The sequence below is a fragment of the Anaerosporobacter mobilis DSM 15930 genome (assembly GCF_900142955.1).
In the GTDB taxonomy this organism is placed as follows: Bacteria; Bacillota; Clostridia; order Lachnospirales; family Lachnospiraceae; genus Anaerosporobacter; species Anaerosporobacter mobilis.
Genome location: NZ_FRCP01000009.1, coordinates 94,606 through 108,533, shown reverse-complemented (window position 1 = coordinate 108,533; position 13,928 = coordinate 94,606). Strand labels below are relative to the sequence as shown.

Annotated in this window: 14 protein-coding genes; 4 read left to right on the top strand and 10 right to left on the bottom strand. The window is 36.2% G+C overall.

Annotated elements, in window-relative coordinates:
• Positions 1 to 108: 108 nt before the first annotated feature.
• On the top strand, positions 109 to 300 hold the full coding sequence (locus tag BUB90_RS08755; protein WP_073286195.1) for a hypothetical protein: 192 nt from the start codon (positions 109 to 111) through the stop codon (positions 298 to 300).
• On the opposite strand, the gene BUB90_RS08750 is transcribed toward BUB90_RS08755, so the two are convergent.
• The 3 genes from BUB90_RS08750 to BUB90_RS08740 form a co-directional block, all read right to left on the bottom strand.
• The gene (locus BUB90_RS08750; protein ID WP_073286192.1) at positions 297 to 1,358 is read right to left on the bottom strand and encodes a methyl-accepting chemotaxis protein; all 1,062 of its coding nucleotides are present in this window, start codon (positions 1,356 to 1,358) and stop codon (positions 297 to 299) included. The genes BUB90_RS08755 and BUB90_RS08750 overlap by 4 nt on opposite strands.
• A gap of 194 nt (positions 1,359 to 1,552) precedes the next feature.
• Positions 1,553 to 2,101, bottom strand: a complete 549-nt coding sequence (locus tag BUB90_RS08745) for an NADPH-dependent FMN reductase (RefSeq protein ID WP_073286188.1) — start codon at positions 2,099 to 2,101, stop codon at positions 1,553 to 1,555.
• 238 nt (positions 2,102 to 2,339) lie between these two features.
• A complete protein-coding gene (locus tag BUB90_RS08740) occupies positions 2,340 to 2,756 on the bottom strand; it encodes an Rrf2 family transcriptional regulator (protein ID WP_073286185.1) in 417 nt (138 codons plus the stop codon).
• Positions 2,757 to 2,961: 205 nt separating this feature from the next.
• Between BUB90_RS08740 and BUB90_RS08735 the strand changes: the two genes are divergently transcribed.
• On the top strand, positions 2,962 to 4,377 hold the full coding sequence (locus BUB90_RS08735) for a PQQ-dependent sugar dehydrogenase (RefSeq protein ID WP_073286181.1): 1,416 nt from the start codon (positions 2,962 to 2,964) through the stop codon (positions 4,375 to 4,377).
• A gap of 77 nt (positions 4,378 to 4,454) precedes the next feature.
• Here the strand turns inward: BUB90_RS08735 and BUB90_RS23495 are convergent, their stop codons facing one another.
• A complete protein-coding gene (locus BUB90_RS23495; protein WP_170865469.1) occupies positions 4,455 to 4,664 on the bottom strand; it encodes a hypothetical protein in 210 nt (69 codons plus the stop codon).
• 376 nt (positions 4,665 to 5,040) lie between these two features.
• Here BUB90_RS23495 and BUB90_RS08725 point away from each other — a divergent pair, with 376 nt between their 5' ends.
• Positions 5,041 to 5,871: an Ig-like domain-containing protein gene (locus BUB90_RS08725; protein ID WP_073286175.1), complete on the top strand. Its 831-nt coding sequence runs from the start codon at positions 5,041 to 5,043 to the stop codon at positions 5,869 to 5,871.
• 172 nt (positions 5,872 to 6,043) lie between these two features.
• Here the strand turns inward: BUB90_RS08725 and BUB90_RS23255 are convergent, their stop codons facing one another.
• Positions 6,044 to 6,223: a hypothetical protein gene (locus tag BUB90_RS23255; RefSeq protein ID WP_139241729.1), complete on the bottom strand. Its 180-nt coding sequence runs from the start codon at positions 6,221 to 6,223 to the stop codon at positions 6,044 to 6,046.
• A complete protein-coding gene (locus tag BUB90_RS23490; RefSeq protein ID WP_170865468.1) occupies positions 6,189 to 6,335 on the bottom strand; it encodes a hypothetical protein in 147 nt (48 codons plus the stop codon). Before BUB90_RS23490 ends, BUB90_RS23255 begins: the two co-directional genes overlap by 35 nt.
• 318 nt (positions 6,336 to 6,653) lie before the next feature.
• Between BUB90_RS23490 and BUB90_RS08720 the strand changes: the two genes are divergently transcribed.
• The gene (locus BUB90_RS08720; protein WP_073286172.1) at positions 6,654 to 6,887 is read left to right on the top strand and encodes a hypothetical protein; all 234 of its coding nucleotides are present in this window, start codon (positions 6,654 to 6,656) and stop codon (positions 6,885 to 6,887) included.
• Positions 6,888 to 6,977: 90 nt separating this feature from the next.
• Here the strand turns inward: BUB90_RS08720 and BUB90_RS08715 are convergent, their stop codons facing one another.
• The 4 genes from BUB90_RS08715 to BUB90_RS08705 form a co-directional block, all read right to left on the bottom strand.
• Positions 6,978 to 8,678 carry an FAD-dependent oxidoreductase gene (locus tag BUB90_RS08715; RefSeq protein ID WP_073286169.1) on the bottom strand — a complete coding sequence of 567 codons (1,701 nt, stop codon included), beginning with the start codon at positions 8,676 to 8,678 and terminating at the stop codon, positions 6,978 to 6,980.
• A gap of 25 nt (positions 8,679 to 8,703) precedes the next feature.
• Positions 8,704 to 9,024, bottom strand: coding sequence for a rhodanese-like domain-containing protein (locus BUB90_RS08710; RefSeq protein WP_073286166.1), 321 nt, complete (start codon positions 9,022 to 9,024; stop codon positions 8,704 to 8,706).
• Positions 9,025 to 9,278: 254 nt separating this feature from the next.
• Positions 9,279 to 9,419, bottom strand: a complete 141-nt coding sequence (locus tag BUB90_RS23485; RefSeq protein WP_170865467.1) for a hypothetical protein — start codon at positions 9,417 to 9,419, stop codon at positions 9,279 to 9,281.
• Positions 9,420 to 9,593: 174 nt separating this feature from the next.
• A complete protein-coding gene (locus BUB90_RS08705; protein ID WP_073286163.1) occupies positions 9,594 to 13,388 on the bottom strand; it encodes a starch-binding protein in 3,795 nt (1,264 codons plus the stop codon).
• Between the last annotated feature and the right edge of the window lie 540 nt (positions 13,389 to 13,928).

Below are 13,928 nucleotides of genomic sequence, written 5' to 3'. Positions count from 1 at the left end.
CATATCGATTCTTGCCCTTATAGAACTACGTTATTAGACTGGCTATGTTCACAGCATTCAACAATACCCAATGTAATTGAACTAGATACAGTAGAAGGAATTATTAATATGGTTTCTGTAGGTGGCGGTATATCTCTACTTCCTCAAAATACTGTATTGAATGAGAATCAAATAAGCAAATTTTATATTAAAGAATTACAGACCACATCTATCAGTATGTGGATTTCAAAAGATACATTTTCCTCTGATTATCTTGTATTAAAGAATATTGTTGAACGAGTAATTAATAACGGTTACTAAAGAACGTTTTCTAAATCTGTTGCTATGGCTGATAATTTATCATCAATGATGGAGATATTCCTAGCGTAATCAACACTTTGAATCGCATCTTGATGAATATTCTGTGTCATAACCTTAAGTCTTTGCGCATCACTACTAGAGGTTTTCATTGTCTTGTTAATCTCTAATGCCGATGTTTTCACTTCTTGCATAGACTCGTTTATTCGCGTAACACTAGTTACTAATTCACGCATCATTTTTATATTTCCATCAATCGTTTCTGACACAAGATCTATTTTTCTACTCATCTGATTTGTAGAGTCTATTGTTCTGTTCATGCTTTCTTTGCCTTCATTTGCCGCCATATATATCTTATCCACAAAGTTTCTCATTCCCTCTAGATTCTTCTTCGTATCATCCGCTAAGTTTCTTACTTCATCCGCTACAACAGAAAAACCTCTTCCCTGTTCCCCTGCACGGGCTGCTTCTATAGATGCATTCAATGCCAAGAGATTCGTTTGATTTGCTATTGCCTGTACACTATCAACAATTTTCCCAACCTCTGTTGTTAATTCTACGAGTTGTTCGATTTTTAAATTCATATGTAAGTTATCATTAATTACATTTTCCTTTATTTCACTAACTTCTTGTAATAATATAACACTATCATTGTTTTTGTCGGCAAAAATTTCAGATTCATTTTTTAGCATATCTAATGTATTAGCGACCACGTCTATTGTTTCTGTCACTTCCTTCATTGTTGCATTGGTTTCTTCAACAATTGAAAGATTTGACTCACTTACTTCTTCCATATTACTTGCAAATTTTATTAGTTGATCTGACATATGCGTCAATTTCACAGCAAAAGAGCTAATAGAGTTCGCTACCTCTAAGACCTCTCTAGCAGCAACAGACACTTGCTTTTCATGTTTCAATAGATTATTAAATTGATCAATTACCCTGTTATGAATTCCATACTTACTTTTTGGGCATGTTATCTCTTTACCTTCCATTGTCCCCTCAACATACTCCATAATACCGTTCATTTCTGCATAATAGTTATTTTTTTGAAATAGCATACAATCACTCCGTTTTTTCTTTTTTATGGAGAAGTCTTTCGAATTGCTCCATTTATTTTCTATATATTAGCAAATATTTTATTATGGTTCAGTGACCATATCACGGAATTCTTTTTCTACTATCCCATACATGACAAAAGGCAAATAGAAAATCAATTCTATTTGCCTCTCGTCTTACTTTATCTCATTATATTCTAGAACTTTTCTACCCAAGCTGTAAAAGCATCAGCATACGATTTCAAGAAGTTCTTAGTATCTTCGTTTACAAGATTTCCTTTATCATCAAGCAATCCCATTACATTTCCTATATATGCTTCTGGCTGTTGCAATGGATATACATCTAAGAAAGCAAGCGTTTGTCTTAAGTGATGGTTTGCTCCAAAAGCGGCAATTCCACCCATTGATACACTTACAATTCCTGCTGGCTTATGTGACCATACATTTTGTCCATATGGTCTAGAAGCTACATCTAATACATTCTTTAAAACTGCTGGTACGGAACGATTATATTCCGGTGTAAAGAATAGATATGCATCTGCAGCTTTTACATCTTCTCTTAAACGTGTCCAAGATACAGGGGGATTATCCTCTAAATCTTGATTGAACATATCAACATCACTAATATCTATGAATTTCGCTTCATACTCTGCCGGTAACAATGAAGCTACATAATTAGCAATTGATTTGTTAAAAGACTCTTTTCTTAAACTTCCTACTATTATACCTATTGTTTTTTTACTCATAATTTTTTCCTCCTAAATAATTTTGAATAACTATGTATGTATTACTCTGAGTCTACATACTCCTATTATCATGTGCAATACTTACATTAATTATTTTATATTGTTCTTAATTTCACTTTATATAAAGTCATTATTATATCTATAAACTTTGGAAAAGGCCTTCATTTGTGCCTACGCTCTTGTCTGCTTACTATCAAGCTATCTTGTGAAAGCTTCTACAAGATAACGTAGGCTAAAATTACTCATGATTGCCTAATCCAGCTAAAATATTGGATAAATGCAAGGATTCTAACTCTTCTTCAAAACTTGACTGGATTTTTTCGTTGACATGTTCTAAGACACATCCGATTTTAGCTCCTACAGGACAAGCTGTATTGGTGTCTGAATGTATAGCAAATAAATCTTGCCTATCTTCCACCGCTTTAAAAATTTCTAAAAGGGATATTTCTTCTGGGTCTTTCATAAGTCCAGTTACACCAATTTTGGTTTGGGTTTGGATAAGTCCAGCCTTTTTCAAACCACTCATCAACCGTCTAACAAGAGCTGGATTCGTATTTACACTCTCTGCAATATAGTCTGAGGTAATACTATTTCCCTTTTTTAAGGCAATAAGGCTTAAAATGTGAATACTTACAGCATATTTTGTTGAATACATAATTATTATCTCCTCTATTTGTTACCATTATAGTTACAAATAGAGTATTTGTCAATACATACATTATAAATTTTTCTTTCCGCTGTTTTATATTATCTATAAGAGTAAGGTTGAGGTTGACTCCTATCCACCAACCACAGTTGGTATAATAGGTCACTTCGAATCATATTCATATAAAATAAAGTAATTAGAAGGATGAAGTTAGATGCTTAAAGTTAAAGTTCATTTACAACCCCTGATTCGTAATATCAATTTACCTACTGTTTTAAAAACAACTATACTTCCTGGAGATTCTATTGAAAGGCTATTTATTGCTACACAGATCGGTGAGATCTTTTATATTGGAAATGGAGTTATAGAAACTTTCTTAGATATTCGCTCACGAATCATTGATCTAGGTACTTCTACCGGTGGATATGATGAACGAGGATTGTTAGGTCTAGCGTTCCATCCTGACTTTAATAAAAACGGGCTTTTTTATCTTCATTATTCATTAGCAGGATCACAAGGTCCAAGTGCTCTTCCTAATTCATTTCAACCTAATCCATGCGATTCTAAAACTTTAAACCTCAAATGGACAAATAGAGAAACTCAATATAATCATATTGATACTGTTGAAGAATGGATTTTTAAACCCGATGGTCAATCTAGTAGAAAAAGGACTTTACTTAATATAAGAAGACCATTCTTAAATCACAATGGCGTGAATACCTTAAACTTCTCACCTGAGACAGGAAAACTTGTTTTAACAACCGGAGATGGTGGGTCAGGGTATGATCCCTTTAATCTAAGCCAAGACGATATGGAAATCGCAGGGAAAATAATTGAAATTGATGTTGATAAGAATACAGCAGTTGATAATCCTCCTGTTGTTACACGTTTTGATGAACTTTCGATATCAATTCAAGAAATACTTACGGTAATTGCCAAAGGGGTACGCAATATACCGGGAATCTCCTATCAACGGTTTTATGATCAGTATATCAAATATGTGGGAAATGTCGGACAGGATCTAGTAGAGTCGATATTTTCTTTCCATCAATATAGACCACTACCGGTTACTGAACTTGTTAGGGCATCTCTAATGAACTCTGTCCCTGACATGGAAGGCTTTATCAACCTTGGCTGGAGAGGGTGGGAAGGGGATTTACCTACTTCTATAATAAGGGGTTGTACTGAAAATGCAGAGTTAGATATGGAAACCATTGCTTATTATAACGAAACAGTAACAACTTCTGTATTACGACTGTTTCCTCTTACCTGTTATTATCACAAAGATTCCCGGCCTGATAAATTCGGAGCAACTGCACTAACAGGTGTTCAACCCTATATGGGAACTGCAATCTCTACTTTAACTGGAAGCATCTTGTTTACCGATCTAGCCAGGGACGAAGAATCTCCACCTCCAAACAGAGGAGTTTTGGCTTACACTACTGTCCGATCGGATTGTAAGCTAAATGATTTCAGTGTTATTGAAACGGATTATGATTTCGGGACTCAATCGTCTTATTATGTTAGTTTGGGAACGAATATGGATCAAACTAGGATATACCTAGGAGTTTATAGCTCTATGAATGTATCTAATTTTAATCAAGGAACTATTTTTGAGATTATTCCTTAATAGGTCCCCTTTTTAAAACATATAAAGTTATGCACTATAATGATAGGGGGTATCTTATTGAAAAAATTAAATGTCATTCATTTTGTTTGTGTCGGCGGTATGTTAACAGCCTTAACTGTACTATTCCAAGCAGCACCTGTGTTCTTGCCTGCCATTGGATTAGTCTTAAGTCCATTCAGTACGCTCCCTATTGCTATAGCTGCTGCCTCAAATCTTCTACTTGGTACTTCAGTATTATTTTCTTCCGCAATAATTCTTACATTAGTCAGTGTGCAGGAAGCACTCATCCTCCTTTTTACCACTGGGTTGTTAGGCATCGTTATGGGTGCATTGATTGCTAGGAAGGGATTACTATTTTCCATCTTTTTTTCAGGTCTGTCACTATTTCTTGGAATGATATTTTTAACCTATATAGTAGGGGTACCGGCATTTGTGGAATTAGCTAGTTCATTATCTACTCTTATAACACTATTTGCATTTTTCGTATTTTCACTTGTCTACGCTAGTATATGGAGTATTGGCCTCAAGAAATTTATTAATTATCTTAAAAAAATAATTTATTGAAAATTCTAGTAATGTATGTATAATAATAGTAGACATTTTTCCATTATTTATAGTAATCGGTAAAAATATATGTAGGATAGGAAATATTATTTAGAAGGAGTGGCTATCATTAAGAAAAAAATTATCATCTATATGTTTCTACTAGTCTTAATTACATTAACTATAACCCCTAGAGCAGTACAAGCAAGTGATTATACGTTAGCAGTAGGGAACAAAAAGCAGTTGCATGTATCAACAAATAAAAAAATAACTTGGTATAGCAGCGATACAAATGTCGCGACTGTTTCAAAAACTGGATTAGTCAAATGTACAGGAGCAGGATATGTTTTAATCGTTGCTGAGTATGGAAATAGCACTAGATCATGGCTAATCAAAGTAATTTACGCAGAAGAGGAAATCGTGTACGAATATGATATCTCCTCACCCAAAGGTTTACCCAAAAAACAAACGGTTTATGTTGGAGATAAAACAACCTTAAAACTGAATGGTATTGAAGGAAAAGCAATTTGGAAAACGAGTAATACTGCTGTTGCAACTATTAACAAGAGTGGTATCATTACTGCTAAGAAAAAAGGAACATGTACAATAACAGCAAAAGTAAATAAAAAAAGTTATACTTGTAAACTTACAGTAAAAAATCGTACACTTTCAGTTAATAAGAAATCCTTAAAAATGAAAGTTGGCGAAACTAAAAAAATAATCATCACATTAACAAGTAACGATACAGTGATGTATACAACAGGTGACGCCTCTGATACGCTTGGAAGATATGAATCAATATATGAACCTCTAATAGATATAGAGTTTGGTGAATGGAAGGGCAATGATCTTCCGCTTATAATTACTGCTAATGAAAGTGGTGAAGATTATATTTACATATCTACAGAAAACTCCAAAGAAGAACTTATTGTAGCTGTAATAATAGAATAAGTCCATTACAGGTAATACTATAATTTATCTAAAACAGGTGCCGATGACAACCATCGGCACTTTCCAGTATTGGTTTCTCCAAGATGTAGATAGACTATTCTTTTCATCCGTCTTGCTTCGATATAATCATCCTTTGGGTTATCCGGGATATATAGGTCAAAATCATCTGCTACTATTTAGGAATATGAGATGTCACAAGTACAGTCATAATTCCTGACTTAACATAATCATCTAAGTTATCTCGAATACTCTCATCAAACACAAAATCCGTTTTCTTTTTCCTATTATAATCGTCAAGAAAACGGATTGATATATCTCTATAGCTTACGATACTCCTCATAAACTTGTCCATACCCTTTTATATTCTCTCCTTGCATCTTTGTCATGGCTTTTAATTTTTTCCGAATTGCTGCCTCATGACTCCATAAGTTAGCCGTCTTTGTATTCGTCACAATTTGCTTCATATTATTAAATTGCTCTTTAAAGATTAGGAGTTCTCTAGCTTCTTTGCGATTCTTCTTCAAAAATTACACATTATATACCAGAACCATTACAATTCATTTTAAAGATATCGATGGTGAAAACTTACTTCTCTTCTTTAAAATTGGATTTTGGTATAAAACGGTTTTAATACCCACGACAAATTTAAATCTGAATAAAATTATATTGCCTGCAAATAATAATTTTATTAATATTATAATTAGAGATATTAAGAAGTAGTCCTGTTGCCACCAAACTCGGCAACAATAAAAATAAACTTTTTATGAAAAGGAGTAATTTATATGGATCGTGAAAAACTCATAGACCAAGTAAAAGACGAGTATGCACGAATAGCCTCTTCTGCATCCCAAGAAAATCATATCCAATCCACAACTAAACTAACACCTGAAGCCTACTACGAAAAATTGTTAAGTAAAGCTATTGACGAAATTAACCAAGGAACCTTTGACGATTTCAAATCTGGGGAACAAATAGTATCTGCTATTGCAAATGACAAAACATTGATTTCAAATTAGAAACGAGTACAGGTACGAAATTAGGGTCTGTTGCCAAACATAATAGTTTTGCAACAGACCCTACAATTTTAGGTAGATAGTATAATTAATTTATCTAAAATTATATTCGGTCACAATACTATCTCTTCCTTTTAATTTATCATTATAATATTCATAGAAGGAAATTCCTAGAAAGCTTCCGGTAATATTAATAACGTTATGAAAGCCCATATTCTGAAGTGCCAAAGTTGCATTATAGCTGCGTTGACCGGTTCGGCAGTGTAAATATACTGGTTTGTCTTTTGGAATTTCTTCTATTCTTCCCCTGAGCTCGCTTAACGGAATATTGATTGCTCCTTTGATATGTCCCCTCTCGTATTCATAGATTTCCCTAACATCAATAATGATATTATTATTTTCAACAAGATCTCTTACCTTATCAACATTCACTTGCTTAAAGTCACCATTTAATAGATTTGATCCAACATATCCGGCGTAATTTACAATATCCTTTGCCGTTGTAAATGGAGGCGCATAACTTAATTCCAAATCCTTTAAATCCTCTACTGTTCCACCGAACTTAATGGCCGTAGCTACAATATCAATACGTTTTGTAACATCACCCTTGCCGATTGCCTGAGCACCCAAAATCTTTCCTGTCGGTACTTCAAACAGTAATTTAAAATGCATTGGTGCGGCATCCTGCATAAGTCCAACTTTATCTGACAGAATAACACGAATACTATCATAATTGATTTTCATATCAAGAGCCTTAATTAAGGATTCATTCAATCCTGTAGATGCACCATTATATTCAAATACTTTAATTGCAGAAGAACCAATATATCCTTTGTTCAAAGTACTCTTATGATTAATATGATCCGCAACAGATCTTGCCTGCTTTAATGCGGGACCTGCTAATGATAATTTTGTCATGGTATGGGTTAATGCATGATAAACTTCAATTGCATCACCGACTGCATAGATATCCGGGTCATTCGTCAGATAATTCTTATCTACTTTAATTGCACCTGTTTCACCTATTTCCAAACCAGCTTCTTTTGCAAGATATGTTTCAGGTGATACACCGATTGCCATTACTACAGCACTGGCATTCACCGTTTTCCCAGAAGCTAAGACAACTTTATCTTCTTCAAATCTCTCTACTTTATCTCCAACAATTAAATTCACCTTATGATCAACTAACACTTTATGGAATATTTGAACCATATCATAATCAAATGGTCTGAGTATCTGATTGGTTGCTTCTATCAGTGATACATTATATCCAGCTTCACTTAAGTTCTCAGCAACTTCAACTCCGACATATCCACCACCGATAACCGTTATATCCTTGTTATCCATTTGTTTTACAAACTGATTCAGTTCATCAATGTCAACCACATTTCGCACTGTGAATACATTTACACTTTCAATACCTGGGAGCTTTGGTACAATTGGAGACGCTCCTGGTGATAAAATCAATCTATCATAGTTTTCCGTATATTCTTCATCTGAATCTATTCTCTTAACTTTTATAGTTTTGTTTTGCCTATCAATTGCAGTTACTTCACTGTTTATACGTGCATCTATATTATATTGTTTTAAAAACAGTTCTGGATTCATTAAAACCAAATCATCTGCAGCCTTAATAACTCCACTTAAATGGTAAGGAAGTGAACAATTAGAAAATGAAACATGAGGTCCTCTTTCAAACATTATAATTTGATCTTCTTCACTATTTCTTCGAAGTCTCGCTGCTGCTGATGCTCCGCCTGCAACTCCGCCAATAATCAGTATTTTTCGTCCCATAAAATAATCCTCCTAAGTTAAATATTTATTTTTTCTTTGTTCCTACATAGGAACCCATGCCACCAGCAACATTGATCACATGGAAGCCTTGTTTTGTAAGTGATTTTGTAGTTCTTCCGCTTCTTCCACCTGACTGACACATGATATAGTATGTCTTATCTTTAATCAAATATTTCTCAGGACTTGTTAACAAATTACCCATCGGTATGTTTTTAGCGGTCTTTAAGGTTCCACTTTTATATTCATATGGTTCTCTTATATCAATTAATTCCACCTTGCCAATAAGGTTGTCCATATCATTTATATGAATTACTTTACTATCATCTTTCTTTAAAAAATCAAACATTTTATCTTCCTCCTAAGTTTTTTGAATTTATATTTTTTGTAAATTTTATAACTTACCTTTGATCCTTATTATAATGGATTTCCTAATAATATCTGTGACCATATCACATAGCAATCATACATACTCAATGCTATTTGCGCGCATCTCATTGCTTAAAACATGCACAGCAGCTTCAGTAGATGTCAAAAGTTCATCGCAGAAAATCTTCATCTGATACTAGCTGAACATTGACGTCTTCAATAAAACAATCATTTTTATCGGTCATCGTGCTCCTCCTCTCTGACCCGATTGTCCTTCGACAAGTCTAATTGCATAATGAACTCTTTGTCCTTGTTTCCTTCGTTATTAACATAGTCTTGAATTTGTGAGAATGTCATTTGATTGTTTGAACACATAAAAGAAACCTCCCTTCCATCTTTATAATAGATGGAGGGAGGTTGAGATATAATTGTCTAGAGGCTACTAAATATTATACAAATACTACACGTCTCGTACTTAATTTTAGATAGATAGCTTAACATCATGACAGGATGTCTTGGTCATGACATTAGAGTGTACAAAGATAAAGGTTAATTACTCCAGTTTACCGTTACTGCTCCGCTACCTGTGGAAGGTACGGTATACGTATGATTTGTACCACTTTCCCAAACTACCTTCCCGTTTGAATCCTTCTTGATTCCTTTAAACTGGATTGTTTCCCCTGCAGGCAGATTAACTGTTACCGTCCATGTCGGATACTCGGAGATTGCTGTTTTAATTGCATTTGCGGTATTCCAGCTTCCAAGTTCAGCTATGTTTCCTGCAATATATACATCCTGGCCCAAATTGGTCGTTGCATTTTTTATCACAAAAGCTACGGGAATCAAGTTAGTTCCCGGTTTTTCTGTTGTAATAACGCCGTCTTTAATCCATGAATCTGCCGTTACTAGATATCCAGTCTTTCCTGACACAGGAATCTGACTGCCATTGCTGTTAAAGATTACATAGGCCTTCTCCCAGTCGGTAATGGTATAGGAATACCAGCCGTCTCCTTCACTGGTCATGCCTGTTCCAGGCCATGCCGCTCCTTCCTTCTTTGGGGATACCGTTTCATCATAATAATAAATATTTGGTGTTCCCCAGTTGGTTGGCTTATAGTAGTGTACGGTAATGGTATTTTCCTTTGGTTCTTCTGCCTTGGTAAAGGTATAGGTCTTAGTAGTAATGCCGTTGGTATTCACTGCCTTAATTGCCAAGACATAGGTCGTACCGATTGCCGCACCTTGACCGATTACAATCTTATCTCCAGAAATCAGATTGATTGATGAAGAACCATTCACTGTATAGGAAGCTGTAACTGAATTGGTCAGCGTCGGAGTAATTGTCAGGGTATCCGTGTAGAAATCTCCTTCTTTCACATCAATGGATACAGTAGGCGCCGGATTGTCCGGATTCTTTGTATAAACCACGCCATCTTTAATCCACGAATTTGCCGTTACTTGATATCCAGTCTTTCCTGACGCAGGAATCTGACTGCCATTGCTGTTAAAGATTACATAGGCCTTCTCCCAGTCGGTAATGGTATAGGAATACCAGCCGTCTCCTTCACTGGTCATGCCTGTTCCAGGCCATACTTTTCCTTCCTTCTTTGGGGATACCGTTTCATCATAATAATAAATATTTGGAGTTCCCCAGTTAGATGGCTTATAGTAGTGTACGGTAATGGTATTTACCTTTGGTTCTTCTGCCTTGGTAAAGGTATAGGTCTTGGTAGTAGTTCCATTGGCATTCATTGCCTTAATTCCCAAGACAAAGGTCGTGCCGATTGCTGCACCCTGACCAATTACAATCTTATCTCCAGAAACCAGTGTAGTTGCCGAAGAGCCGTTTACCGTATAGGAAGCTGTCACTGCATTGGTCAACGTCGGAGTGATTGTCAGGACGTCCGTGTAGAAATCTCCCTCCTTCGCATCAATGGAGACAATAGGCACCGGATTATCTGGATTCTGTGTATAAATTACACCATCTTTAATCCAAGATTCCGTTGTTACACGGTATCCGGCTTGCTGCGCTCCCGGAATCTGATTTCCGGAATAGTTAAAGATTACAGAAGCCTCCTTCCAGAGTGGAATGTTATAAACATACCAGCCGTCTCCCTCACTAATCATGCCTACACCAGGCCATGCTGTTCCTTCCTTCTTTGGAGATACCGTTTCATCATAATAATAAATATTTGGTGTTCCCCAACTGGACGGTTTATAGTAGTGTACGGTTAATACCTGGTCCGGATCTTCCTTCGTAAAGGTATAGGTTTTGGTAATCGTAATACCGTCAGCATTCTTCGCAATAAGTTTTAGGGTAAAGACCGTTCCAAAAGCGGCAGCTTCACCAAACGTAATGGTATCACCTGAAGCATATTCCACTGCTTCAGAATCATTAAGTGAATACGTAGCCGTATCTGCATTCTTAAAATTCATACTTACAGTCATGGCGTCGGTATAGAATCCGCCTTGACTCTGGTCAATCCAAACAGAAGGTTGGTTATTCGCACCCTCAATCAATATAACACCATTGGTTCCAGCCGTAAATGTAACTTTTCCGTTAGAAACCTTTGCCTGAGCTCCGGTATAATAATCCGTCAGAATCGATCCGTCTCCAAACACTGAGCTGACATTCACCGTAGTGGCTCCACTGGCACCAATAACTACAATAATTCCATCCGTAATTCCTTTCTCATCATAGGTTCGGCTAAAGGTATACGGCGCACTGTTGATGAGCTTATGTTGACCGGCTCCGATTGCAATATGATTGTCGCGGAACTGGCCCATCTTCTGCCAGTGAGCCAGCACATTCTGATTTACAGAATTCCAGTTCATATCGGAACGATATTTCTGATCCGCATAAGTACAATTGAGAAAATCCAGTGGTCTCGCAGTTTCATCACCATAAAAAATCTGTACGGCGCCCGGTGCCAACAACAGTGCCGTACCTCCGTTGATAAGATCGCTCCGGTTATAGGTGCTGGTATCATGGGACGAAATATAGCTGAGATAATTCACATTACTGCTACTACTGTTAATTACATTGGCATAATTGCTGTAAGTTGTTTCCAAAGAAGACATATTTGTAGGCACTCCCTGGAATCCAAAGTTAATCATGGAATCAAACCCATTGGAGAAATAGGACGAAGAAGAAGATACTCCATGTCCCCATGCCTCACCGGTCATCCAGAAATCAAGGTCATCGAGAGCCTTGTCCGGATTATTGGCTTTCCACTCTTTTAATGCAATAACAGACTGTTCTTTTAGCGTCTTCCATACATCCTGCTGCACATGCTTGGCGGTATCCACACGGAAACCATCTACACCATATTCACGTACCCAGTCAGTCAGCCATTTCACCTGATAATTTGATACCTGACGGTTAAGGCCGCTGGTACTAAAGAAGTTATTCAATTCAGCCACTTCCTGATTGTAACGCCCTTCGCTCTTCCACTTATTTTCAAGAAGTTTTGGAATACCAGGATCATTCGTCGTCTCGGTCTTAAAGTCCGGCAACCCTGCAAGACACATGGTCAGATCGTCACCGCTTTCACTTCCGGTATATCCATTGAAGCCTTGTGAAGCACGAACCCAGGCATTTCCCCACCAACTCGCCCAGTTGGTAGAGTCCTTATTCATGTAAAGATAGTCCTTACTCCAATGTGCATTGGTAGAGGCGGAATAATAGTAATCCTTCCAATTGCTGGTCAGAGAACCGAAATTGAAATCATTCATATCCTTGAGTGTAGCATACCCCGCATGGTTCATAACAACATCAAAAATAACACGAATTCCATTTTCATGAGCGGTATCAATAAAGGTCTTGAGATCATTTGCCGTACCCATATTGGCATCTACATTGGTATAATCCAGAGTATAATACCCATGATATGCATAGTGTCTAAAACTGTCCGCTCCAAGCCACCCATGAATCTGCTCATAAGGTGCCGTAATCCAGATAGCATTTACACCCAGATTGGTAAAATAGCCTTCATTCACTTTCTTAGTAAGACCTTTTAGATCTCCACCATGAAAAGTAGCCGGTTCCGACAAATAATTAGAATAAACCTTGCCGTTCTGATCAAGCTCGCGTCCGTAAGAATGATCGTTACTGGTATCACCGTTAGAAAAACGGTCAGTCAACGCAAAATATACGGTCGCGTTGTCCCATGAAAAGGTGGAAGCATCCGCTTCCGAGGTCGTCTGTACCGCTGAAGTAACCTGGGTACTGGTCTGTTGTGTCTGTACTGCCGTATTATCCATGGCAAATGCATTAAAGGTCGACTGAAACAAAATGACCAATACAATGAACAGACTGCTTAACATTTTTCTAGTTTTTTGCATAAAAATCCCCCATAAAATATATTTTTCACATACCGTAAAGCATATGTAAAATTCATAAAAATTTTTCTTCCCAACTCATTTTTCTGATTTGCATAGCCCTCTAACAAACATTATTTTATTTTTCGAAATATTTCGAATTTATAAGATTAATTTATCATACTTATTTGTATATTGTCAATAATAACCATTGAAAATATTGTTTTTTTATGTTTATTTGTACCATCTCATTTGTATATCTCGTTGTATTTCAATATTAGAATCCACTATCTTAATCCTCTGATTTCATAATTTATAATGCAATATTCCTATACACACACGTTACACGCTTTATATTCAATAGTAATTTACGTCTTACCTATCTGTGTTTTGTATCCAAAGAAGTTGCATAAGCGAAATCCTCCTAAAAATTTATGGTGATGTTTTATTCCACAATTGTGTTATTGTTAATACTAAAATTGTGTTATGCCTGGTACACAAAACAAAGGAGAGGTCCGTGATTTAACACAGACCTCTCCTTTGTTTTGTTCCTATAAAATATGT

Coding starts and splice junctions, on each gene's coding strand:
- BUB90_RS08755 (WP_073286195.1), top strand. CDS start 109: ATGGTTTCTGTAGGTGGCGGTATATCTCTACTTCCTCAAAATACTGTA.
- BUB90_RS08750 (WP_073286192.1), bottom strand. CDS start 1,358: ATGCTATTTCAAAAAAATAACTATTATGCAGAAATGAACGGTATTATG.
- BUB90_RS08745 (WP_073286188.1), bottom strand. CDS start 2,101: ATGAGTAAAAAAACAATAGGTATAATAGTAGGAAGTTTAAGAAAAGAG.
- BUB90_RS08740 (WP_073286185.1), bottom strand. CDS start 2,756: ATGTATTCAACAAAATATGCTGTAAGTATTCACATTTTAAGCCTTATT.
- BUB90_RS08735 (WP_073286181.1), top strand. CDS start 2,962: ATGCTTAAAGTTAAAGTTCATTTACAACCCCTGATTCGTAATATCAAT.
- BUB90_RS23495 (WP_170865469.1), bottom strand. CDS start 4,664: ATGAGTGCTTCCTGCACACTGACTAATGTAAGAATTATTGCGGAAGAA.
- BUB90_RS23255 (WP_139241729.1), bottom strand. CDS start 6,223: ATGGACAAGTTTATGAGGAGTATCGTAAGCTATAGAGATATATCAATC.
- BUB90_RS23490 (WP_170865468.1), bottom strand. CDS start 6,335: ATGAAGCAAATTGTGACGAATACAAAGACGGCTAACTTATGGAGTCAT.
- BUB90_RS08720 (WP_073286172.1), top strand. CDS start 6,654: ATGGATCGTGAAAAACTCATAGACCAAGTAAAAGACGAGTATGCACGA.
- BUB90_RS08715 (WP_073286169.1), bottom strand. CDS start 8,678: ATGGGACGAAAAATACTGATTATTGGCGGAGTTGCAGGCGGAGCATCA.
- BUB90_RS08710 (WP_073286166.1), bottom strand. CDS start 9,024: ATGTTTGATTTTTTAAAGAAAGATGATAGTAAAGTAATTCATATAAAT.
- BUB90_RS23485 (WP_170865467.1), bottom strand. CDS start 9,419: ATGTGTTCAAACAATCAAATGACATTCTCACAAATTCAAGACTATGTT.
- BUB90_RS08705 (WP_073286163.1), bottom strand. CDS start 13,388: ATGCAAAAAACTAGAAAAATGTTAAGCAGTCTGTTCATTGTATTGGTC.